The 24,150-nt window shown below is 71.5% G+C and carries 12 protein-coding genes; 3 read left to right on the top strand and 9 right to left on the bottom strand.

Annotated features, from left to right (window positions below):
* Nucleotides 1–4: 4 nt before the first annotated feature.
* Nucleotides 5–1,123 carry an alpha/beta hydrolase-fold protein gene (locus tag ACWGIF_RS24125; protein WP_453500562.1) on the top strand — a complete coding sequence of 373 codons (1,119 nt, stop codon included), beginning with the start codon at nt 5–7 and terminating at the stop codon, nt 1,121–1,123.
* Between the two features lie 129 nt (nt 1,124–1,252).
* Here ACWGIF_RS24125 and ACWGIF_RS24120 read toward each other — a convergent pair whose 3' ends face one another.
* From ACWGIF_RS24120 to ACWGIF_RS24085, 8 genes are all read right to left on the bottom strand, one after another.
* A complete protein-coding gene (locus ACWGIF_RS24120) occupies nt 1,253–2,953 on the bottom strand; it encodes an ABC transporter transmembrane domain-containing protein (RefSeq protein WP_453500561.1) in 1,701 nt (566 codons plus the stop codon).
* Nucleotides 2,940–13,883 (bottom strand): amino acid adenylation domain-containing protein, encoded by a 10,944-nt coding sequence (locus tag ACWGIF_RS24115; protein WP_453500560.1) that lies wholly within the window; start codon nt 13,881–13,883, stop codon nt 2,940–2,942. The genes ACWGIF_RS24120 and ACWGIF_RS24115 overlap by 14 nt, the downstream gene beginning before the upstream one ends.
* Nucleotides 13,884–14,020: 137 nt before the next feature.
* Nucleotides 14,021–15,823 (bottom strand): ABC transporter ATP-binding protein, encoded by a 1,803-nt coding sequence (locus ACWGIF_RS24110; protein WP_453500559.1) that lies wholly within the window; start codon nt 15,821–15,823, stop codon nt 14,021–14,023.
* Between the two features lie 2 nt (nt 15,824–15,825).
* Nucleotides 15,826–16,884, bottom strand: a complete 1,059-nt coding sequence (locus ACWGIF_RS24105) for an iron-siderophore ABC transporter substrate-binding protein (protein WP_453500558.1) — start codon at nt 16,882–16,884, stop codon at nt 15,826–15,828.
* A gap of 114 nt (nt 16,885–16,998) precedes the next feature.
* Nucleotides 16,999–17,838, bottom strand: coding sequence for an ABC transporter ATP-binding protein (locus tag ACWGIF_RS24100; RefSeq protein WP_453500557.1), 840 nt, complete (start codon nt 17,836–17,838; stop codon nt 16,999–17,001).
* Nucleotides 17,839–17,876: 38 nt separating this feature from the next.
* Entirely contained in the window at nt 17,877–18,938 is a 1,062-nt protein-coding gene (locus ACWGIF_RS24095; RefSeq protein WP_453500556.1) for a FecCD family ABC transporter permease, read from the bottom strand.
* Nucleotides 18,935–19,993 (bottom strand): FecCD family ABC transporter permease, encoded by a 1,059-nt coding sequence (locus ACWGIF_RS24090; protein ID WP_453500555.1) that lies wholly within the window; start codon nt 19,991–19,993, stop codon nt 18,935–18,937. Before ACWGIF_RS24090 ends, ACWGIF_RS24095 begins: the two co-directional genes overlap by 4 nt.
* Before the next feature lie 120 nt (nt 19,994–20,113).
* Nucleotides 20,114–21,469 (bottom strand): lysine N(6)-hydroxylase/L-ornithine N(5)-oxygenase family protein, encoded by a 1,356-nt coding sequence (locus ACWGIF_RS24085; RefSeq protein WP_453500554.1) that lies wholly within the window; start codon nt 21,467–21,469, stop codon nt 20,114–20,116.
* A gap of 269 nt (nt 21,470–21,738) precedes the next feature.
* Here ACWGIF_RS24085 and ACWGIF_RS24080 point away from each other — a divergent pair, with 269 nt between their 5' ends.
* Entirely contained in the window at nt 21,739–22,686 is a 948-nt protein-coding gene (locus ACWGIF_RS24080; RefSeq protein WP_453500553.1) for a methionyl-tRNA formyltransferase, read from the top strand.
* 132 nt (nt 22,687–22,818) lie between these two features.
* Here ACWGIF_RS24080 and ACWGIF_RS24075 read toward each other — a convergent pair whose 3' ends face one another.
* Entirely contained in the window at nt 22,819–23,259 is a 441-nt protein-coding gene (locus tag ACWGIF_RS24075) for a DUF5133 domain-containing protein (RefSeq protein ID WP_453500552.1), read from the bottom strand.
* A 387-nt stretch (nt 23,260–23,646) separates the two neighbouring features.
* Between ACWGIF_RS24075 and ACWGIF_RS24070 the strand changes: the two genes are divergently transcribed.
* Nucleotides 23,647–24,060 carry an STAS domain-containing protein gene (locus tag ACWGIF_RS24070; RefSeq protein WP_453500551.1) on the top strand — a complete coding sequence of 138 codons (414 nt, stop codon included), beginning with the start codon at nt 23,647–23,649 and terminating at the stop codon, nt 24,058–24,060.
* The last annotated feature ends 90 nt before the right edge of the window (nt 24,061–24,150 follow it).

Genomic DNA, 24,150 nt, shown 5'->3' with positions numbered 1-24,150 from the left:
CTGTATGCGTCTGACCGATCCCGTCTCCGGCCGCGGCGCCGGCACGGAACCCGCCTTCGCCGCGTACGGACTGTCCGCCCCGCCCGGTACCGACGCGTTCTGGGCGGCTGCGGGGACACCAGCGTCGGTGGCTGCCGACGGCGGCGGTTGGGTGACCCTGTTCCTGTGGCGCGACTCCCCCGCGAGGATCGACTTCGAGAGCTGGTCGGAGCCGGTGCCGCTGCGCCGGTGGGGCGACACCGACTGCTGGTACGCCGAGGTCCGCATGCCCGCCCGGCTTCGGGTGACCTATCAGTTCCTCGCGGGCGACACGGCGTACGCCGATCCGTTCAACCCGGTCGGTGCAGGCGGTGACCGGTCCATCGCCGCCACCCCGGACGCCCCGGCTCAGCCGCACTGGCCCGCCGTCGGCGCCGCCGACATCCTGCCCGTCCCGCGCACCCGGCTCCGCTGGGCCGGCGGACGCCTCGGCGGGCGGCGGACCGTACGGGTCCACGCTGCGGGCGGAGGCGGACCCGTGGTCCTCCTGCTCGACGGGGACGACTGGCTGTACCTGCACCCGGCCATGACCGCGTTCGACTCGGCCGTGGCCCGTGGCGAGATGCCGCCGGTCACCCTCGTCTTCCTGCCGACCCGGGACCGGGAGGCCGAGTTCGGGTGCAGGCCCGAACTGTGGGAGGCGGTCCGGGACGAGCTGCTGCCCTTGGTCGCGGACAGCGGCGTACCCGCGGACCGGGACCGTCTCGTGGTCGCCGGGCAGAGCCTCGGCGGGCTGAGCGCGATGTACGCGGCGCTGGAGTTCCCGGACCTCGTGTCCCGCGTCGCCTGCCAGTCGGCGTCGTTCTGGTGGACACCCGGCGCCGCGGAGCCGGCGGACCCCTTGGGCGGCCCGGTCGGCGGTGCCATCGCCGCGCGCCTTCGTGAGCACCCCGATCTGTCCGGTCTTCGGGTCGCCTTCGACGTCGGGGAGCACGAGACGCGGATGCTGCCCCACTGCGAGCTGACCGAGACCCTGACCGCACAGGCCGGTGCGACCGTGCGGGTCTCGCGGTCGGCATCGGGCCACGACCGGGCGGGCTGGCGGCACGCCCTGCTCAGGGACGTCGCCTGGGCGCTCATGTAGTCCGTCTCCTTCGGATCGGGCCCGGCCCTCGGGTCGGGCCCGTATCCCGGAACCGGCCGGTATCCCGGAGTCGGCCCGTATCCCGGGGCCGGTCCGTATCCCGGGGCCGGCCCGGTCCCGTCCGGGCGGTCACCGGGCCACGGCCAGGCAGTAGTCCTGGTCGGTGGCCAGCAGGTTGCGATGGGTGTCCTCGGCCGTGATGACGCCTTCGTCCAGAACGAGCACCCGGTCGGCGGCGTCCAGGAGGGCCGGGCTGCTGGTGATGACGACCGTGGTGCGGCCCCGGCGCAGCTCCGCGATGTTGCGCGCGATGAGCTGTTCGGTGACCGCGTCGACGGCCGTGGTCGGATCGTGCAGGACGAGGATGTCGGCGTCGGCGGCGAGGGCGCGGGCCAGGGAGAGCCGTTGGCGCTGGCCGCCGGAGAGGTTCGCCCCCCGGTCGCGCACCCCGTAGTCGAGTCCTTCCCGGTGGAGGGCGACGACGTCGGTCAGCATGGACGCCTCGACCGCCTCGGCGACCATCCGGCTGGTGCCCGACGGATCGATGTTCGTCCGGAGGGTGCCGGCGAAGATCTCCCCGTCATACGGGTTCACCAGCATGTGCTCGCGGACCGCCTCGATCGACAGGCCGGCGAGCTCCTCCCCGCTGACCCGCACGACCCCCTCGTACGCGCCGGGCGGGACCGTCACCGCCAGGATCGAGGCCAGGTCGGCCGCCGCGCGCGGCTGGTAGACGGCGATCGCCACGAACTCGCCTGCGGGAACCTGGAACTTCAGCGCGCGCAGGGTTCCGTACCGGACGCAGTCGATCTCGAGGGTTCCGCCGGCGGCCGGGCGCTCCGGGCCCGGCGTCGTGACCGGCGGCGCGACCAGTACCAGCGCCATCCGCTCGGCCGACGCCCGCGCCATCATCACGTACTTCGGCATGTCCGAGAACATCTTGAGCGGCTCCATGATGAACTGCGCCAGCCCCACGGCCATGACGAGTTCCCCGATGGTGATCAGGCCGTCGAAGGCCAGCCAGCCCGCCGTCAGGGTCACGCTGACGGCGAGGGAGGCGTTGAGGAGGTTGGCCGTGCCCGTGTAGGCGCCGTTCACCATGGCCACGGTGACCGCCTGGTGCTTCGCCTCCGTGCTGACCTTCCGGTAGGACCGGAACGCCGCGTGGTTGCCGCCGAATCCGTGCAGCGGGCGCAGGCCGGTGATCAGGTCGGCCACCTTCGCGCCCGCCCGCGCCACCCGGGCCTGCTGTTCACGGGTACTGGAGCCGATCTTCCTGGACATCACGCTCAGGATCGACAGGATCGCGACGGTGCCCACGATCACCAGCAGGCCGAGCCGCATGTCGGCCAGTCCCAGCGCGACCGCCGCGACCAGCACCGCGACCAGTGAACTGATCAGCAGCGGCACCACCTCGATGATGTCGGCCGTCTGGTCGGCGTCCTCGGTGGCGATGGTCAGCACCTCGCCGGACTTGAGGTCGACGTCCCTGGCCACCGGCTGGAGTCCGCAGTCCGCGACCCGCACCCGCCAGCGGTGCGCCTCGGTCGTGTTGGCCTTCTGCAGGATGCGCATCCCGAACCGCCACGACAGCGACACGGTCGTGATGATCGCGGCCAGCACGGCGATCGACAGGGCGAGCGCGCCGAGGCTGCGGTCCTGCATCGTGTGCTCGACGATCAGGCCGAGCGCGATGGGGAAGGCGGTCTCACCGGCCTGGTACAGGCCCATGAGAACGGTGCCCCCGGTCATGGCGCCGACGTTGCGGCGCAGTGCACTGCGGAGGATGTCGGACCCCGGGCGGGGCCGCTGCGTGTCAGGAGTTTTCATCGAGGTGGCGGGCAATCGCTTCCGGGGTTCGCAGGGTGAACAGATCACGGATGGTGATCACAGGACCGTACTCCCGGCGGACCAGCCCGATCAGCCGCACCGCCAGCATGGAGTGCCCTCCGAGGGACACGAAGTCGCTCACCGCGCTCACCTCGTCGTCGTCCAGGTCCAGTGCCTCGGCGAAGCACTCGCAGACCACGGTCTCGGTCTCGGTCTCCGGGCCGCGCTCCCCCGCCGTCGTCAGCGCGCCGAGCGGCTTGGCCTCGGGCAACGCCTTGGTGTCGGCCTTCCCGTTCACCGTCAGCGGGATGCCGTCGACCTGGGCGTAGTGCGTCGGGCGCAGGAAGTCCGGCAACCCGGCGCCGACCTCGGCGGCGACCGCCGCCAGGTCGCCGTCGCCGAGCACGAGGTAGGCGGCCAGCCGGTACGCGCCGTCGACCTGCGGGTCGGGCTGGGCGACCGCGGCGACGAACCGCACCGCCGGGTGCGCGGCGAACGCCGCCTCCACTTCGCCCAGTTCGACCCGGTGTCCCCGGATCTTGACCTGCTGGTCGGTGCGGCCCAGGTACATCAGGTTCCCGTCGGGCCGCCTGACGACCAGGTCGCCGGTGCGGTACATGCGCTCGCCGGGCGCTCCGAACGGGCAGGCCACGAACCGGTCCGCGGTCTGGGCGGGCTGCCCGAGGTAGCCTCGGGCGATGCCGATGCCCGCCACGTACAGCTCCCCGGGGACGTCGTCGGGCAGGGGCCGCAGCCAGGGGTCCAGCACGTACACGTCGGTGTTGTCGATGGCCACGCCCACCACCGGGTCCTGGCATTCGAAAGTGCCGACACCGAGGGTGTTGATGGTGTACTCGGTGGGTCCGTACAGGTTGTAGCCGACCGTGCCCTTGGTCTCGGTGAGCCGCTGCCACAGCGTCGGGGTGACGGCCTCGCCGCCCAGCAGCACCAGCGCCGGCCGTCGTGCCGGGTTGTCGAGCAGGCCCTCGGCCACCAGCTGCTGTGCGTAGGTCGGGGTCACGTTGACGACGTCGATCCCGTGCTCCAGGCAGTACTCGACCAGGCGGGGGGCGTCACGGCGCAGTTCCTCGTCGCAGATGTGCACCTCGTGGCCGTCGGCGAGCCAGAGCAGTTCCTCCCACGACATGTCGAACGCGAACGACACGGTGTGCGCGATACGGAAGACGCGGTGGTCGTGCTCCGCCAGCACCGGCTCGAAGATCCGCCGCTGGTGGTTGATCAGCATGTTGGTCAGGCCCGCGTACTCGGTCACCACGCCCTTCGGCCGACCGGTCGATCCGGAGGTGTAGATCGTGTACGCGGGGTGGCGCAGGCGGTGCGGGTCGTCCGGCGCGAACGTCGTGAACGGCTCGGCCTCGGGAAGGGGCCGGTCCAGTTCGATCAGGTCGCCGGTCAGCCGGGGCGACACCGCACTCACGGTGAGGATCACCTCGGGGCGGGCGTCCGCGACGATCGCGGCGATCCGCTCGTCCGGGTGGTCCAGCTCCAGCGGCACGTACGCGGCGCCCGTGCGCAGCACGGCGAACAGCGCGACGATCGAGTCGAGGGAGCGCGGAACGGCGAGGCCCACCGTCTTCTCGGGTCCGATGCCGCGCCGGGCGAGGACGCCCGCCACCGCACGGCTGCGGTCCCGCAGTTCGGCGAAGGTCATGGTCGAGCCGTGGGCGACGAGCGCGACGCGCTGCGGATCACGGTCCGCCGCCTGGTCGAACCGGTCGACCACGGTGTCCGTTCCGACGTCGGTGCGCTCCGCGGGCGCGGGCTCCGGCCCCAGGCCGCGCAGCGCGCCCACCGGCCCGGTCGACCGGGCCAGGTCGTCGAGCACACGCAGGTAGTCGTCGAGGAGCCGCCGGGCGGCCGGGGTGTCGTGGTCGCGGTACTCCAGCTTGACCGTGAGCCGGTCGCCGGGCGTGACGACCCAGGTGAAGGGGTAGTGCGTGGAGTCGTCGGCCCGCACCGCGGTGATGCCGTGCCGGGCGTTCATCTCGGCGAAGGCGTCCATGTCCAGGAAGTTCTGGAGCACGAACAGGTTGTCGAACAGCGTGTCGTGTCCACTGGCCCGCTGGATCTCGCCGAGCCCGAGGTGCTCGTGCTCCATCGCCGCGACCCTGGCCGTCTGCACGGCCGAGAGGTACTCGCGGACCGTGTCACCGGGACGTGCCCGCGTCCACTGGGGCACGGTGTTGAGCAGGACGCCGACGATGTCGGACAGGCCCTCGCCCTCGCGGCCGGAGACGGTCACGCCGAACACGGCGTCGCCGCGGCCCGTACGCGCGCCCAGCAGGAGGCCGAACGCGCCGGTGAGCACCGAGTTGAGCGTGACGCCGTGCGCCCGGGCCGCTTCCCGCAGCAGCTGGGACTGTTCGGCGGAGAGCGTGTGCAGGAGCGTGGGCGGCAGACCCTCCACCAGGGCCGGCGCGGCCCCGGCGAGCAGCGTCGGGCCGGTCAGCCCGGTCAGGTGCTCCGCCCAGAAGCGTTCCGATACGGCGGGGTCCTTGGCGGTGAGCGCCCGGGCGTAGTCCTCGAAGCCCGGCGTGGCCGGCGCCGGGGCCGACAGCTCACCCGCGACGGCGGCCTCGTAGGCGTCGAACAGGTCCCGCAGCACGATCTCGCGGGACCAGCCGTCCCACAGCAGCAGGTGGTAGCTCAGCAGCAGGCCGTCGCGGTCGTCGGGCAGACGGACCACGGTCAGGCGGATCAGCGGCGGCTCACCCGGGTCGAAGCATGTGTCGCGGTCCCGGGCGAGCAGGGCGTCGACCTCGGCGTCCGTCGCGAGGGTGAGCGTGCGGACGCCGACCCGCCGGCCGGCCGCGAGGACCTGCACCGCGTTCCCGTCGTCGTCGGTGGTGAAGCCGGCGCCCACGACCGGGTGCCGCGCGATCACCCACGCCATGGCCTCGGCCAGCGCGTCGGCGTCCAGGCGCCGGTCGAAGGTGAACCAGCTCTGCGCGACGTACTGTCCGGCCGGGCCGGCCAGTTGGGCCTGGAAGAACAGGCCCCGCTGGAGGGGGGTGACCGGCGCCGTGCGCTCGGCCGTCGTGGAGGCGTCCGCGATTCGTTCCAGTGCGGTCCGCCAGTACTCGGTGATCTCGTCGGGGATGCCCTCGGCGAGTGTGAAGGCCGCGTGCAGGCTTCCTGTTGCCGCGTCGGTCCACGCGTTGACCTCGACGGCGTAGGGGCTGCCCTGGTCGCCTGCGGTGAGCTGCGGCGCCTGTGACTCGCCGCCCCGGCCGAGGTAGTTGAACAGCACCTGCGGGCGGGCGCTCAGCAGCGGGGCCGTCTGCGGGTTGAGGTACCTGAGCTGGCCGTAGGCCACGTGCGCGCCCTCGTCCGGCTGGCGTGCGGCGACCTCGCGCGCCGCCGCGACGGGATCGGTGTGCGCCGTGAGCCGCACGGGCGCGATGGAGGTGAACCAGCCGACCGTACGGGTGTAGTCGTGGTGGGGCAGCGCCGGGACCCGGCCGTGCCGCTCCAGATCGATCGCGAGGTCGGTGGGCGCGGACTGCACCCGGGTCAGCGCGGCGCGCAGCGCTCCGCACAGCAGCTCGGTGAGCCCGACGCCGAGTGCGGGGGGCGCGGTACGCGTCACGCGGTCGCTCACGTCGGGCGCGAGCACGACGGTGGTCTCGCGCAGGCCCTCGACGGTGGGCAGCAGAGGGGGCGCCTGGAGCGTGGTGACCCAGTCCCCGAGGTCGTCGATCACGTGGGTGGCCCGGTCTGCCAGGGCCTGAGCGTACTCGGCGTAGGACGTGGTCGGCGGCGCCAGGGGCGTCCCGCGCAGGGCTGCGGCCAGGTCGTCCAGCAGGACCAGCCAGGAGACCGCGTCGACGGCGAGGTGGTGGACGGTGACCACCAGGGTCCGGCTCGCCTCCAGCCAGGTGAACGCGATGACGTCCCCGGCCTCCGGGTCGAGCCGTCCGGCGGCCTCGTTCGCCGCGGTCGTCGCGTCGGTCGCCGCACCCGTCGCCGTGCCGGTCGCGTCCGTCCGGACGACGGTGACCTCGCGGGCGGGTTCGGTCCGCAGCGCCCACACCCCGTGCTCGACGCGCAGCCGCAGCCGCAGGGCCGGGTGCGCGGCCACGAGGGCGTTCGCGGCGCGCTCGACGTCGGCGAAGCCGGTGCCCTCATCCGCCACCAGCGTCCGGGCCTGGGCGAACCGGACGAGGGAGCCGCCCAGTTCCCGCTGGCGCAGGATGATCGGGGTCGGAGTCAGCGGGCCGTCCTCGCGGAGGGCCGGTGCGGGCCCCGCGATCTGCGGGGTGCTCGTCGCCAGGTGCTCGGCGAGCGCGCGCGGGGTCCTGAGCAGGAAGACGTCCCGCGGAGCGATCGCGAGGCCGAGCGCCCTGGCCCGGTTGACCACGGTGATGGCGAGGATGCTGTCGCCCCCCGCCCGGAAGAAGTCGCTGTCACCGTCCACGGCGGTGCCCGGCAGCGTCTCGGTGAAGACGCCGACCAGTGCGGCGAGCGCGGAGCCGCTCGCGGCCACCGGCATGTCCTGCCGTGCGACCCGCTCGGTCAGGGCCCTGCGGTCCAGTTTGCCGTTGACCGTGAGCGGCAGCGCGTCGATCGGCAGCACCCGCCCGGGCACCATGTGCACGGGCAGCTTCGCGGACAGGAGGCCGGCGAGGTCGCCGGGCACCCCGCCCACGACGTGCGCGACCAGGTGGTCGCCGGTGTCCGCGACGGTGACGGCCACGTCGACCACGCCGTCGAGTTCCCTGATCGCGGACTCCACCTCGCCGAGTTCGATGCGGAAGCCCTTGAGCTGTACCTGGTCGTCGGCGCGGCCGGCGAACTCCAGCTCGCCGTCGAGCGTGCGGCGGGCGAGGTCACCCGTGTGGTACATCCGGGAGCCGCCGCCCGCGAAGGGGTCCGCGACGAACCGGCCGGCGGTGAGTCCCGGCCGGCCCAGGTAGCCGAGCGACACCTGGTCGCCGGCGACGTAGATGGCGCCCACGCGGCCCGGCGGCACCGGTCGCATCCGGTCGTCGAGCAGGTAGGTGACCAGTCCGGGAATCGGAGCGCCGATCGGGCTGACGCCGTCGCCGGAGCCGAAGTCCTCGTCCGTCAGCACCCGGTGGGTGACGTGGACGGTGGTCTCGGTGATGCCGTACATGTTGACCAGCTCGGGTGAGGCGGTTCCGTGCCGGTCGACCCAGCCGCGCAGCCGCCCGAGGTCCAGCGCCTCGCCTCCGAAGATGATCCGGCGCAGGGCGGGGAGCGGCTCGCCGGAGTGCCGGTCGGCCTCGATGAACTGGTAGAACGCCGAGGGGGTCTGGTTGAGCACGGTCACTCCGCGCTCGCGCACCAGCCGGTGGAAGTCGACCGGGGAGCGGGTCAGCCCGTACTCCGGTACCAGCAGTTCGGCGCCGTGCGCCAGTGCGCCCCACAGCTCCCAGACCGCGAAGTCGAAGGAGTAGGAGTGGAACTGGACCCACACGTCGTGCGGGCCGAAGTCCATGGCGGGCCGGGTGTTCGCCAGCAGCGTCACCACGCTGGAGTGCGGGACGACGACGCCCTTCGGCCGACCGGTCGAGCCGGACGTGTAGATGACGTACGCGGGGTCGTGCCAGGCGGCCTCGGGCCCGGCGGCGTCCCGGGGGCCGGTGGCGTCCCGGGCGTCCCTGGCGTCGTGCGGCGGCTGTTCCCCCTGCACGAGCACGCGGGCCGGCACGCCCGCCCGGGCCAGCAGCTCCGTGAAGCGGTCACGCTGTTCGCGGTCCACGAGCACGACCTGCGGAGCGGCGTCGGCGAGTACGTACTCCAGCCGTTCGTCCGGGTACGCGAGGTCCAACGGCACGTACGCGCCGCCCGCGGTGACGATGGCGACCAGGGCGACGACCTGTTCGAGGGAGCGCGGCACGGCCACGGCGACCCGTTCGCCCGGCCCGACACCTGCCGCGCGCAGGGCCCGGGCCAGCTCGTTCTTCGCGTCCGCCAGTTCGCCGTAGGTCAACGACCGGGTACCGCCGTCGAGGGCGCACCGGGTGACGGCCGTGGCGGCCGGGTCACGGTGCGCGGCGGCGTCGAACAGTGCGCCCAGGGTCGTCGGGGTGATCGGTGCGGGACGCCGGGCGCCCCCGGCCGCCAGGTCGTCGACCAGGGCGTCCGGGCGGGTGAGCAGGCCGGTGAGGGTCCGGGTGAACGTCTCCAGGAGCGCTCGGGCGCTCGCCTCCCGCAGCAGCGCGCCGTCGTAGATCAGGTTGAAGCGGGGACGGCCGTCGGAGGCGCGCTCGACCACGAGCGTCAGCGGATAGTGCGGGGCGCCCTCGTTCACGATGTCGGTGATGACCAGCGCGTCGTCGGGCCCGCGCAGGCCTTCCACATCGGTCGCCACGTCGAACACCACCAGAGTGTCGAACAGCGGGCCGGCGCCGGCCTGGCGGCTGATGCGTGCCAGCGAGACGTGCTGGTGCGCCAGCACCGCGCTCTGGTGCTCCCGCACCGAGGCGAGCAGGTCGCGCGCGCTGGTGGTCGCCGCCCATCCGGCGCGCACGGGGATCGTGTTGATGAACAGACCCACCATGTCCTCGATGCCGGGGACGTCCGCGTCGCGCCCGGACACCGTGGAACCGAACACGACGTCCCTGCTGTGCATGACCTCGCCCAGCGCCACCGCCCAGGCGCTGTGCACGGCCGCGCTCAGCGGCACACCGGCCGACCGGGCGGCCTCGTCGATGTCGTCCCCGGCCTCCACGGATGTGTCGGCGAACCGGTCGGAGGGCGTGTGCCCCTCGGCGACCAGCGAGGCCCCGGGCAGGCCGGCGAGCTGTTCGCGCCACACCCGGTCGCTCTCGTCGTCGTCGCGCTCGGCGAGCCAGCGCACGTAGTCGGTGAAGCCGCCGCGCGCATGGACGGTGCCCGGCGCGTGGTATTCGGTCAGCAGCGCACGGAGCATCGGCGGCACCGACCAGCCGTCGGCGATGACGTGGTGCACGGTCTGCACGAGGACGCTGCGGCCGGAGCCCGCACGGATGAGGGTGAACCGCATCAGCGGGCCTGTGGCCAGGTCGAAGCCCGCGCGACGGTCCCGCTCGGCGTGGTCGCGGATCTCGTCGTCGGTGATGCCGGGGCGGTCCAGGGTGATGAACGACGCCTCCACGCCGCTTTCCAGTACGGAGACCACGCGGCCGTCGGAGAGGGCGGTGAAGCGCGCGGCCAGGTTGGGGAACAGCGTGAACAGCCGGGTGGCCGCCGCGGCGAGCCGGTCGGCGTCCACCTCTCCGTCCAGCGTCAGCAGTTGCTGCTCGACGTAGTGGCCGGCGGAGTCGTCGTCGAAGACCGAGTGGAAGTACAGACCCTCCTGCAGCGGGGTCAGCGGCAGGACGTCCCGCAGGGCCGGTCCGTCCAGCTCGTCGACGTCCGCCTGGGTGAGCGCCACCAGGCCGAAGTCGCTGGGAGAGTGACCGCCCCCGTCGAGTGCGGCGAGCCCGGTCAGGGCCTCCCGGAAGTACGCGCCGATGGTGGCGACATCCTCGTCGGTGAGCATCCCGTCCGGCCAGGAGATGGTGGTGACCAGCTCGTACTGGCCCGTCGAGGCGGGTTCGGCGATCGCATTGAACTCCAGGGCGCGCGGGAGCCGCATCCGCGGGTCGCGCTTCTCTCCCAACTGACCGGTGGCTCCGGCGAGTTCCCAGTCGCCCGAAGCTCCCGCGTCGAAGCGGCCCAGATAGTTGAAGAGCACCTGGGGGGCGGGCGCGTCGGTCCCGGTCTCGTTCAGGTAGCGCAGGGCGCCGTAGGAGAGACCGTTGGAGGGCACCCGGGCGAGGTCCTCCTTGACCGCCTTGAGGGCGGCGGCCAGGTACGCGGGAGCGGTGAGGTCCTCGGCGGCACCGGGGTCCACGGTCACCGGGAACAGGGTGGTGAACCAGCCCACGGTCCGTGACAGGTCCGGCTCGAAGCCCGCGGCCTGCGCCACGAACCGTCCCTCGCGGCCGTGGCCCTCCAGTTCGATGTGCGCGAAGGTCTGGTCCTGCCCGAGGTCGCGGCGCCACCGGGCGAGGGTGACGGCGAGCGCGGTCAGCAGCACGTCGTTCACGCCCGCGTGGAACTTCGCGGGAATCTCGCCCAGCAGCGCGGCCGTGACGTCGGGGCCGACCGAGACGGCCGTCGTCCGCTCCCGTGCGACGGTGTCGGCTTCGGACAGGCCCCGCCTGCCCACGGGTGCGTCCGGCCCCGGCAGGGGGCGCTGGAAGTGGGCGCGGTCCGCGTCGAACGGCGCACGCTCCAGCAGCTGCGTCCAGCGCCGGAACGACGTGCCCACCGGCGGCAGTTCGACCGGCGTGCCCGAGGCGATACTCTCCCACGCCGTGGCGAAGTCCTCCATCAGGATCCGCCAGGACACGCCGTCGATCACCACGTGGTGGACGACCACGACCAGCTGCCGATCGTCACGGCGCCAGACGGCGCGCAGCATCGCGCCGCCCGCCGGGTCCAGCGCGCACGTGGCGAGCACGACGCACTCGTCGAGCGGCCGGTCGCTCTCCTGCCATCCGTCGAAGGCCCGGTCCGCCTCCGGGATCTCGAAGCTCCAGCGGTCGCCGCGCACCAGCCTGGCGCGCAGCATGTCGTGCCGTGCGACCACGGCGGAGAGGATCTCCCCCAGGGCGTCTGCGGTCAGGTTTTCCGGGGTGTTCAGCACCACCGACTGCACGAAGCCGTCGATCGCGTCCGTGGTCTCGCCGAGCCACTGCACGATGGGTGATCCCACGACGGAACCGGTCGGGACGTCACCGTGGTCCACGAAGGCGGCGCCCTCGCGGCCGGCGACGGCCGCCAGCGCGCCGACGACGCTGTGGGTGAAGATCTGCCGCGCGGTGACGTGCAGCCCTACGGCACGCAGCGCGCTCAGCAGGGATATCGCCAGGATGCTGTCCCCGCCGAGCTGGAAGAAGTCCTGGTCGACGCCGACCTCGTCCAGCCGCAGCAGCGCCGCGACCGCCGTACACACCAGGCGCTCGTTCTCCGTGGCGGGCGGGACGGACGCGCCCGTCGTGACCGCGGGCTCCGGCAGCGCGCCACGGTCGAGCTTGCCGTTCGCGGTGAGCGGGAACTCCTTCATCACGACGATGTGGGCGGGCACCATGTACTCCACCATGTGCCCGGCGGCCCACGACTTGACCTCGTCCGTCCGCAGGTCCTCACTCCCGGCGGCGGGGATCACGTAGCCCACCAGGTAGGTGCCGCCCGCCGTGTTCTTCTTCGCGACGACGCAGCTGTGGCGTACCCCGGGGTGCTCCGCGAGGCCGGCCTCGACGTCCTCGATCTCCAGCCGCATGCCGCGGATCTTGATCTGGTTGTCGGCGCGGCCGAGGAAGTCCAGCGATCCGTCCGGGGCGAACCGCGCGAGGTCACCGGTCCGGTACAGCCGGGACCCGTCCGCGGCGAAGGGGTTCGCGACGAACCGGGAGGCCGTCAGGCCGGGCGCGCCCACGTATCCGCGCCCCAGGAGGAAGCCTCCCACGTACAGCTCGCCGCCGACGCCGACGGGGACCGGGCGCAGCTCGGCGTCCAGCACGTACAGCTGGGTGTTGGGGTTGGCCCTGCCGATCGACGTGGACAGGCGTTCCGCCGCGCCGCGGTAGATGACGTGCGAAACGCCGATCGTCGTCTCCGCAGGGCCGTAGCCGTGGTACATGGGTATGTCGAGCCGGGTGCGGAACCTCTCGTACAGCTCCGGGGTGAGCACCTCTCCGCCGCACCAGACGTGCCGCAGGCTGTCCAGCCGTCCGGAGTCGCCCGCGATCTCCAGCAGCACGTCCAGCATGGACGACACCAGGTACGTGAAGGTGACGCGCTGCTCGGCGATCACGCTCAGCAGGTGGTGCGGGTCGCGTTCGCCGCCGGGCCGCAGGACCACCAGCCTGCCGCCGGACACCAGCGGCAGGAAGATCTCGTTGATGGAGATGTCGAAGGAGAGCGGGGCCTTGAAGAGCGAGGCGTCGTCGTGGCCGAAGTGCAGGATCTCGTCGACCTGCCACAGCAGGCGCTCGCTGATCGCTTCGTGTCGGATCATCGCGCCCTTGGGCCGGCCGGTCGAGCCGGAGGTGAAGATCACGTAGGCGAGGGCGTCGCCGGGGACGGTGATCCCGGTCCCCTCGCGGGGGTGGGAACCGAAGCGCCAGGCGCCGAGGTCGACGGCCACGGCTTCCGGTTCGCCCGGGTCGTGCTGGCCCGAGTCGTTGAGCTGCAGTACGACGCCGGCGTCGGCGACGACGACGGCTCGGCGCGCGGCCGGCCACTGCGGGTCGAGCGGCACGAACGCGGCCCCCGCCTGGAGGACGCCGAGCAGTCCGACCACCATGTCGGCGGAGCGGCCCAGTGAGATGCCGACGACCTGTTCGGGGCCGAGGCCGCGTTCGATCAGGTGGTGGGCGAGCTGGCTCGACCGCTCGGCGACCTGACGGTAGGTCAGCGTCCGGTGCTCGTCGACGACGGCGACCGCTTCCGGCCTGGTCCGTGCGTGCTCGCGGAACATCTCCACGATGGTCGGGCGGACCCGGTCCGCCCGGGTGTCGTTCCACTCGGCCAGGAGCTCGATCCTCGCCGGCACGCCGGACGGGCCGATGGTGCCGACGGGCCGGTCCGGGAAGTCGGCGAGGTCGTCCAGCGCGAGCTGCGCGGCGGCCGGTGCGACGCCTTCCGGGACGGCGATGCTCCGGCCGTCGGCGCCGGTCTCCCAACCGGCTGGTCCGGAGCCGCCGTTGTCAGCCCATCCGAGGAGGTCGGCGAACGGGGTGGCGGGGGTGAGCTCCATACCCTCGGGGCTGCGGCCCGTCGCCCAGAACGACAGCCCGATGGCGCACGCTTCGGCGATGGTCCTGTCGGAGTAGTCACCGGCTCGTCGGCGCACGCCTGCCAGGCGTGCGGGAGAGAGCAGCACGAGACCAGCGGTCGATTCCGTCCTCAAGACTCAACGCACCTTCCAGATAAGAAAGTTGACCCAATCCGCACCAGGTTCACCTGGCTCCCCGACCTGGCCGGCCCCCAGCCCACCCGGCTCACCGGCTCACCCTGCTCATCCGGCTGCCCTCTCGCCATGCGCACCTAGCTGCCCTCTCGCCAGGCCCGCCACAGTCGTGCGTACCGGCCGCCCAGGGCCACGAGCTCCTCGTGGGTCCCGTGCTCCACGACACGTCCCGCGTCGAGGACGGCGATCCGGTCCGCCGCCATCGCCTGCGTCAGCCGGTGCGCCACGAACAGCGTGGTCCGGTTCGCGCAGGCCGCCATCACGGCCCGCTCCAGCTCGGCCGCACCCTCGCTGCCCGCCTCCGCCGTCGACTCGTCGAGCACCACCACCGGCGCCCGGCCCAGCACCAGCCGGGCCAGGGCGATCTGGGCGACCTTGGTGACGTCCAGGCGTTCGCCGCCCTCGCCGACCAGGGTGTGCAGCCCGTCGGGCAGCGCGTCGACCCATCCGTCGGCGCCGACCGTGCGCAGGGCGTCCATCAGCTCGTCGTCGGTCGCCTCCGGCGCGGCCAGCCGCAGGTCGTCGGCGAGCGGACCGGAGAACACGTGTGTCTCCTGCGTCAGGATGCTCACCAGGGCCCGCGCCCCGGCCTCGTCGAGTCCGGAGAGGTCGGTGGACCCTATGCGCACCGATCCGGCCTGCGGGGTCCCGATGCCCGCGATCAGCGCGGCGAGCGTCGATTTGCCCGCGCCCGTCGCTCCCACGAGCGCGAGCGAGCCGCCGACCGGGATCGTCAGGCTGACGTCCCGCAGGACCGGCTCCTCGGTGTCGGGATAGGTGAAGGTCAGTCCCTCCACCGTGACCGGGTACGGCACGTCGTCCGTCGGCGGATCGCCCGCCGGCGCGACGGCCAGGGCGCCCACCAGCCGGTCCTCCGCGTCCTCCCCCAGTACTCCGACCAGACGGGTCAGGCTGGCGCCCGACTTCTGCGCCTCGTCGAAGGTGAACATGATGGAGCCCAACGGGGTGAACAGACGGTGGAACAGCAGCGGGGCCGCCGACACCTCGCCCAGGGTGGCGGCATCGGCCTCCAGCAGGGCGTACCCCACCACGATGATCAGGACCAGTCCGATGAACTCGGCGCGGTTCTCGCGGCCGACGAACCGGCCGAAGAGCCGGAACACCTCGATTCCGAGTTCGCGCACCCGCCACGACTCGGTGGTGACCTTCTCGCGGACGGCCCCTTCGAGGCGGTAGGCCCGGACCGTGTCGATCCCGTTCAGTCCGCTGATCAGCGCCTGGGCGCGGTCGGCCTGGGCCGACCGCTGCCGCTGGTAGAGCGGGGCGGAGCGCGGGAGGTACCAGCGCAGGGCGAGCGCGTACGCGGGCAGCGCGCCGGCGCCGGCCAGACCGAGCCGCCAGTCCAGGCCGAACATGCCGACCGTGGCGATGACGACGAGTACTCCCGCCGAGAACACGGTGGGGACGGCGGTCCGGATGCCCCGGGACAGCACGGCGACGTCGTCACCGACCCTGGAGAGCACGTCCCCCCGGCCGACCTGCTCGATCCGTGCGCTCGGCATCCCCAGCACCGCCCGGACCGCGCCTTCGCGCAGCCGGGCGAGCAGGTCCGCGCCCAGCCGTCCGATCAGGTAGGTCGACGCCGCCGTGGCCGCCGCGCCGAGCAGCGCGGCGGTCACCATCAACACCCCTGTCGTGACCAGGATCGAGCGGGACGCACCCTCGACGACCCCGTCCACGACCCGCCCGAGCAGCAGGAGCGGGAGGATCTGGAGCGCCGCCCCGGCGACCGTGGTGAGCACGGTGGCGGACGTCAGCCACGGAATTTCGCGGCAGTGCGCGACGACCCAGCGGGTGGCCTCGCGTCCGGTCGTCGTGCGCAGGGTCGACGGGGCGACGCGCGTATCGGTGATGCTCACACCTAGCCGACCGACTTGACGAGTTCGTCGATCGCGTACGGCAGGGAGAGCAGGGTGCCCTGGGACATGGCCGCGCCGACCGCCGGGCCTTCGCTGTCCAGGAGGTACGAGACCTTCCCGTTCTTGACCGCGTTCAGGTTGGTGAACAGCTCGAACTTCTTCAGTGCTTCCTGGTCCGCCTTGTCGGCGATGACGAAGATGCGGTCGACGTCGACGAGGTCGATGCGCTCGGGGGACAGCGTGGTGTAGAACTTGCCGTCCGCGATCTTGTCGATCTCGGTCTGGCCCTTGAAGCCGATACCCGTCACCAGCCGTCCGCGCACGTCGGTGGTGGTGAACGGCGCCACCGAGTCCTTGTACCAGGAAAGCGCTACGGCGGTCTGGTTCGCGAACTCGGGGTGCGCCTTCTTGGCCGTGTCGAGCTTGTCCTGGATGCCCTTCACCAGCTCGGTGCCCTTGGACTCCTGGCCCAGCGCCTTGGCGATGTGGACCGCGTTGTCCTGCCACGGAGCGCTGAAGGGCTCCTTCTCGGCCTTGGTGCGACCCACCGTCGGTGCGATCTTGGACAGCTTCTCGTAGGCGGCCTGGTCGATCTCCGAGTAGACCGCGATGATCAGGTCCGGTCGCAGGGCGGCGATCTTCTCGTAGTTCGGGCCGGCGTCGCCGTTGTTCATGACGACCTCGGGGCGGGTGTCGCCCCACTTGTCCTTCACCCAGGGCCACTGGGTGTTGATGTCGGGAGTCGTGCCCGGCGGGTTCGGGTACTGGTCGACCATGCCGACCGGCTTGATGCCGAACGCCAGGATGGCCTGATCGTCGGTGTAGCCGACGGAGACGACCCGCTGGGGAGCCTTGGTGATCTCCGTGGATCCGAACGCGTGCTCCACCGTGACCGGGAAGGTTCCGGCCGCGGCAGCCGGGGCGTTGTCGCTCTTCTTGTCGGCCTGGTCCGCCTTGTCGGAACCACAGCCGGCGAGGAGGCCGACACCGAGGGCCGCGGCGGTCAGTACCGCCGTCAGCCGCCCCCAGGACGTCTTACGAGTCGTTCGATGGAGAAGCATCCGCAATCCCTTGCTTTCGTGCTGTGTCCATTGCACCCCCGCCCGAGGGCAGGCAAACAGTATCGCGTCAAGTGAGGCTAGCCTAGCCTTACTTGGGGCGTATCTTTGTCCAATCTAGCCGAGCTGGACGTGGGTCCGGCCGATCGGCACGATGAGGGGCCTGTCCCCCACCGGGTCGTCGATGACCTTGGCCCGGAGCCCGAACGCCTCGTGCAGCAACTCGGCGGTGATCACGTCGCGCGGGTGCCCCTGCGCCAGGATCGACCCCGCCTTCATCACGATGAGGTTGTCGCTGTAGCGCGTGGCGAGATTGAGGTCGTGCAGCACCAGGACCACCGTGCATCCCGACTCGTGCAGGTCGTCCACCAGGTCCAGCACGTCGATCGCGTGCGCCAGGTCCAGGTAGGTCGTCGGCTCGTCCAGCAGCAGCAGATCGGTGCCCTGAGCCAGCGTCATCGAGATCCAGACGCGCTGCCGCTGCCCGCCGGACAGCGCGTCGACCGGACGGTCGGCCAGGTCGGACACCCCGGTCATGGCCAGCGCACGCTCCACGACGGCGGCGTCGTCCGACGACCACTGCCGAAGCCAGCTCTGGTGGGGGTGGCGGCCACGGGCGACGAGGTCGGCCACGGTGAGCCCCTCCGGCGCGACCGGCGCCTGTGGCAGCAGGCCGAGCTTCTTCGCCACGTCCCTGGTCTTGAGCCGGGCGATGTCGTCGCCGTCCAGCACCACCGTCCCCTTGGTCGGCTTGAGCAGCCGCGAGAGGGTCCGCAGCAAAGTCGACTTCCCGCAGCCGTTGGAGCCGATGATGGTGGTGATCACCCGGGGCGGGATCGCCACGTGCAGATCGTCGATGACGATTCGTCCGCCGTACCCGACGGTGACTCCCCTGGCCGCCAGCCGTGTGGTGTCATCACTCGCGGATGCGATCCCGGTGAGGTGTGAAACGGCCACAAGTCCCCCTGATCCAAGCCTGCTCGAAGATGTGTCGACTATCGGATGTTCGCCCGTACCAGCAGGTACACGAGGAAGGGGCCGCCGATCGCGGCGGTGACCACGCCGACCGGGAGGGAGATCGGCAGCGCCGTGCGCGCCACCAGGTCCGCGCCGGTCAGCAGCAGGGCTCCCACCATGCCGGAGGCCACCATCGGCGGTGTCGGGCACCTCGCCAGACGCATCGCCACCTGCGGCGCCACCAACGCGACGAACGGGACCGGGCCGGCCGCGCTCACCGCCACGCCGGCCAGCAGAACCGCGCACAGCAGCAGGACGGCGCGCACCCTGGCGTACCGGACGCCCAGGCCCGCGGCCACGTCGTCGCCGAGGTGCAGCGGTTTGAACTGGAACGCGACCAACGCCACGACGGCCGTCAGCACGACCGTGCACCAGAGCGCCACGCGGACGTCGTCCCACGACCGGTTGTCCAGGGAGCCGATCAGCCACGCCTGGGCACGGGCCACGTCCCGGATGTCGGCGGTGACCAGCAGCCAGGTCGTGATGGCCTCCATCACGGCGCTCACCGAGATGCCGATGAGGATGAGCCGGAATCCGTCGACGCCGCGCCGCCACGCCAGGAAGTAGACGAGGAGACCCGTGCCGAGACCGCCCGTGAGCGCCGCCCCGGACAAACCGACCGAGTCGACGACCGCCGCGGCGGTGCCGCCCGACACCGTCACCAGGAACACCGCGACCGCGCCGGCGCCGCCGGTGATCCCCAGGATGTCCGGACTGGCCAGCGGATTGCGCGCGATGGCCTGGGTGATCGCCCCGGACACTCCGAGCGCGATGCCCACGACACATCCGGCAAGGGCGCGTGGCATCCGCAGGTCCATGATCACGAACTTGTCGACGTGTTCACCCCCGCCCAGGATCGTGCTGATCACCTGGGGCAGAGCGACGGGGAAGTCCCCGACGCCGATGGACAGGCAGAACACCAGGAAGGTCGCCGCCATTAGCAGCAGCGTCACGCACACGAGCCAAGGCCGCCATACGAACGACACACGGCCGAGCCGCACGCCCGGCGCCAGCGAGGGCTTCACGTCGGTTCCGCTCATGCGCTCTTGAACTTTCCGCGCCACACCAGAGCCGCGAAGAACGGGGCGCCGAGGAGGGCCACGACGACCCCCGCGTCCAACTCGCCCGGGCGCACCGCCAAGCGCCCCGCGATGTCGCAGACGAGCAGGACGACGGCTCCGAGCAGCCCCGCGTACGGCACCAGCCAGCGGTAGTCCGGCCCGGTCAGATAACGCGCCACGTGGGCCACCATGAGACCGAGGAAGGCGATGGGGCCGCATGCCGCGGTCGCGGCGCCCGCCAGCAGGGTGATGGCGATGATGCCGATGCTCCGGCTCAGTGCGATGTTCACCCCCAGGCCCCGCGCGACGTCGTCGCCCAGGTTGAGCAGGTTGATGGCGGGCAACGTGGTCAGCGCCAGCACCAGACCCGCCGCGATGAACGCCGTCACCGGCCAGATGACGTCGAATCCGACGCCGGCCACGGAGCCCGAGTTCCAGAAGCGCAGCGCGTTCAGCGACGCCTTGTCCGACAGCGCGACGGCCATGGTCATCGCCGCGAGGAACACGGTGACCCCCTGCCCGGCGAGTGCGAGCGTCAACGGGTTGCCGGCCCCGCGGCCGATGCTCGCCAGCCCGAACACGACGACACCCGAGACCGCCGCCCCCAGGAAGGCGAACCAGACGTAATGGAAGGGGTTGGCGAACCCGAACACGGCGATCACCGACACCACCGCGAACGAGGCACCCGCATTCACCCCCAGCAGGCCCGTGTCGGCGATCGGGTTGCGCGTGTACCCCTGGATCAGCGCCCCACCGACCCCCAGGGCCACGCCCGCCACGACCGCCAGCACGGTCCGGGGCACCCGCACGGTGTGCACGATGAGTCTGATCTCGGTGAGCCGCGGGTCGGAGCCCGGCGCCGCCGACAACCCGTTCCATACCTCGGACGGACTGAGCCCGCGCGCACCGACGCCCAACGACACCACCATTGCGGTCAGGAGGACCAACACGAGCGTGACCGTACCCACAACCCGTCGCCTGCGGGCCGTGGTTGTGCCCTTGGGCACGGGGCGCTCCACTGCAATCGTGCCCATGTCGCTGTACGTTATCCCTTCGATCCACCGGAGGACGCCTGGTCAATGGAATCCGCCACCGGCCGGCCCGGCTCTCCACGGCGAGGCGGTGTGGGCCCGAGCCGGTAGTGGACGGACCGGCTAGCGGGCCGTGCTCCCGGTCTCCTCGACGACCGTCCGCGCCTCGTCGGACACCGGCTTGAGACTCCGGCCGAGGAGTGAGTCCAGGATCTCGCCCACCCTGACGGCGGTGTTGGACAGCAGGGATGACGTGATGCCGTGCGTGTGCTCGGTCCCGCCCTGCACGTAGATGCCACAGCGCAGGCCGGCGTCGGTCGCGATGCGGTAGTCGCGCTCGACCCGCACGCGGCCCTCCTCGTCGCGCAGGCAGCGGTCGGCGACCTCGCCGAGGAGGCCGAGCGGGTCGGCGGGGCGGTAACCGGTGGCGAAGACCACGATGTCCGCGTCCAGGGGTGTCTCCTCTCCGGTGACGAGGGACTGCACCGTGGCGTGGACCTTGGCCGGCGTCTCCTTGACATCGGTCAGGCGGGAGACGTTGAGGAAGCGCAGACGCTCGGTGCCGAGGACCTTCTCCTGGTACATCTGCCGGTACAGGTCGTCGATCAGGTCGATGTCCACCACGGAGTAGTTGGTGTTGCCGTGGTAGTCCATCAGCCTGCGCTTGATGCTCTCGGGAGCCGTGAAGTAGTCGTCCACCGCCGCAGGGTCGAAGATCCGGTTGGCGAAGCCGCTGTCGTCGGCGGGGCTGTACCCGTAGCGCGAGAAGACGGCGCAGATCTCGGCCTCGGGGAAACGCCGGTGCAGGTAGGCGACGTTCTCGGCGGCGCTCTGCCCGGCGCCCACGACGACGAACCGGGAGGGGGCGGACCCCTCCAGGGCGTCGACCTTCGTCAGCAGATCCGAGTTGTGCCAGACGCGGTCGGTGCGCTCCACGCCGTCCGGCATGACGGGACGCAGGCCGGTGCCGACGACGAGGTTGCGGGCGCGGTGGCGTGCGAGCCCCTCTCCCGAACGCACGGTCACGTCCAGGTACTCGACGACTCCGTCGCGGGTGACGGGCGTGACCCCTACGACCTCGTGGGCGTAGGAGACCATGTCGTCGACCTTGGCCGCGGCCCACTCGAAGTAGTCGTGGAACTCCACGCGCAGCGGGAAGAGGTTCTTGTGGTTGATGAAGTCGATCAGCCGTCCGTTGCTCTTCAGGTAGCACAGGAAGCTGAACTCGCTGGCCGGGTTCCGCAGCGTCACCAGGTCCTTGAGGAAGGACACTTGCATGGTCGCGTCGTCGATGAGCATGCCGCGGTGCCAGCCGAAGTTCGGCTGCTGTTCGAAGAACCGAGCGCTGATCGCATCCGGCCCGCCGACGCGTGCGTTGTGCTCGCTGACCGCGATCGCCATGGCCACGTTGGACGGCCCGAAGCCGATGCCTATGAAGTCGTGAATCAACGGGACGTCGTCAGGACGAGCCTGTGCCATGTCACTCCCATCGTGCGAGGGCAGCCGCCGTGCCGGGCGGGCAGGCAGCCGTCGGTCGAGCACCGGGACATACGGACGTCGGGCATGCCGACGGAACCACGACCCGGTACTTAGGCAAGGCTAAGCTGATCCCGCGGAAGTTGTCGATGGACAAATCGGGCGCCCGAACGCCTGCGCCCGTCAACTCGCCTACAGATAGGGGCCATTGCGCACTTAGGCAAGCCTTGCTTTACTTGACGTTGGTCAATCCCTGTCCTGAGGAGGAACCTATGCGGGTCGTCATGTTCGGTTACCAGACCTGGGGGCACCGAACCCTTCAAGCCCTCCTGGACTCCGAGCACGACGTGGTTCTGGTGGTGACACACCCCAAGAGCAAGCACGCCTACGAGAAGATCTGGAGCGACTCCGTAGCCGACCTCGCCGAGGAACACGGTGTCCCGGTGCTGATCCGCAACCGTCCCGACGACGACGAGTTGTTCGAGCGGCTCAAGGAGGCCGACCCGGACATCATCGTCGCCAACAACTGGCGGACGTGGCTCCCTCCGCGCATCTTCGGCCACCCGCGCCACGGCACGCTGAACGTGCACGACTCGCTGCTGCCCAAGTACGCCGGCTTCTCGCCCCTGATCTGGGCCCTCATCAACGGTGAGACCGAAGTGGGCGTCACCGCGCACATGATGAACGACGAACTCGACGCCGGTGACATCGTGCGGCAGGAGTCCGTGCCGGTGGGCCCGACGGACACCGCCACCGACCTCTTCCACAAGACCGTCGACCTCATCGCCCCCGTCACCGTCGGCGCGCTCGACCTCATCGCCTCCGGGCACACGGAGTTCACCAAGCAGGACCGGTCCCAGGCGAGCTTCTTCCACAAGCGGTCCACCGAGGACATCCGCATCGACTGGACCTGGCCCGCAGAAGACCTGTCCCGTCTGGTCCGCGCCCAGTCCGAGCCGTACCCCAGCGCCTTCACCTTCCACAAGGGCAGGCGGCTGGAGGTCCTGGCGGCCTTCGTGTCCCAGGGCCGGTACGGCGGCACGCCCGGCCGTATCTTCTACCGCGAGGGCGACGGCGTGGTGATCGTGGCGGGCGCCGACGCCCGCACCGGCCGTAACCACGGCCTGGCCATCACGCGCGTACGGACCGAGGACGGCCGGGAGTTGCCCGCGTCCGAGTACTTCACCTCCATGGGCGGATATCTGACCCGGCGGCCCTGACCCCGCGACGCCGACACCCGCCCCCCGACGTCCGCGGCATCCCGAAGCCGACGCCCGACGCCCCGGAACCCGCCGCGAGTACCCCGGTCCGCGCGGCGGGTTCCGGCCGGGTGACCGCCCCGCGCCGCGGTGCTATGTGGACATCGCGAGACGGTCCATCGCGACCCGTACCGCCTCGTGGGCGCGGGACCGGCCCATCAGCACGCACAACGTGTACGTCACGTCGTCCATCTCCCGGCGCGCCTCCTCGCTCCCGGGCTCCGCGGCCAGGCGCGCCTGACAGGCCCTGAACCGGGCCAGGACCTCCTCGGTCCCGGCCCGGCTCGCGCGCATGGCCACCGGCGCGGTCACCGCGGGCGAGGGCGACTCCGGGCTGCGGGCGCAGTCCACGGCGTGGCGCAGCGCGCGCTCGACGTGGACGGGGGTCGCCACTCCCTGTGTGGCGGCCACCATGGCGGCGGCCAGTTCGGCCTCGGACACGTGGGCCGCGGCGGCCGCCGACGCGAGGACGAGGCGGGCGTCGCGCGCCGAACACGGAGTGATGGCCATGATCATCCCGATGGCCCGCGCCACCGTCGGATCCCCGCCGACAGGCGTGGCCCGCACCCTGGCCACACCGGCTACATCGGAGGGATTTTCGATCGTCGGGGAAGAAATGTGAGGAGCCAAGCGGGATCATCCCTTCAAGCGAAGGCCGGCGGAGCCGATCGGGAACTATGGATGATGTACCCCGACGCGCCCGGTATGCACGCGCATACGCTTGGTCACTTCGCCGCGAACCCCGACACCCTCACCCGGCGAGGCAGAAAGATGACATTCTGTTATCGTGCCCCGCACCGGGCCGCCGTCCGCCCCGGCCTGCCGTTCCCGCACACAAGAGGCCACACCGCCTCCGGCAGGGGACGTCCGGACCGATGCGCCCGGCCGGGTGCACAGGCAGGAGACGGGAAGGTTGCGGTCATGGCCTTGGAGACAGTGGCGCAGCGTAACGGCAGTACGGTTCTGATCAGCATGGTGGGCGACTTGGACGCCGCCGCCGAACACCCCTTGAGGCGAGCCCTGGACGCGGTCACCGAGGACATTTCCGTGGCCATGATCGACACGCACGAGGTGCCGTTCATGGACGTGGCCGGCCTGCTGCTCGTCCTCGACCTGCACCGGCGCGCGGAGTGCATGGGCCTGCGGGTTCTGGTGGTGGGCTGGCAGCCGCAGCCCCAGCAGCTCATGGCCGAGGTCGCGGGGATCCCCGGCCCGGGCTCGGCCGCGGGCGAGCGCTACGCCGTGTCGGGTTTCCGCCGCCTGATCGAGGAGCGCGCCGAGCGCCGGCGGAGCGGGGCCGCCGGCCTCCTCGCCGACCTGCCGTCCCGGCCTTAGAGGTCCTAACAGAAGCTGTTGATCATGTGACTTTCGGTTCGGATGGTCGTTGGTCTGACCGTGGGGAAACGTCAGTCGCGGCCATGGATC

Source organism: Streptomyces sp. NPDC054849 (genome assembly GCF_053610945.1).
This window is presented reverse-complemented; position numbering and strand designations above follow the sequence as displayed.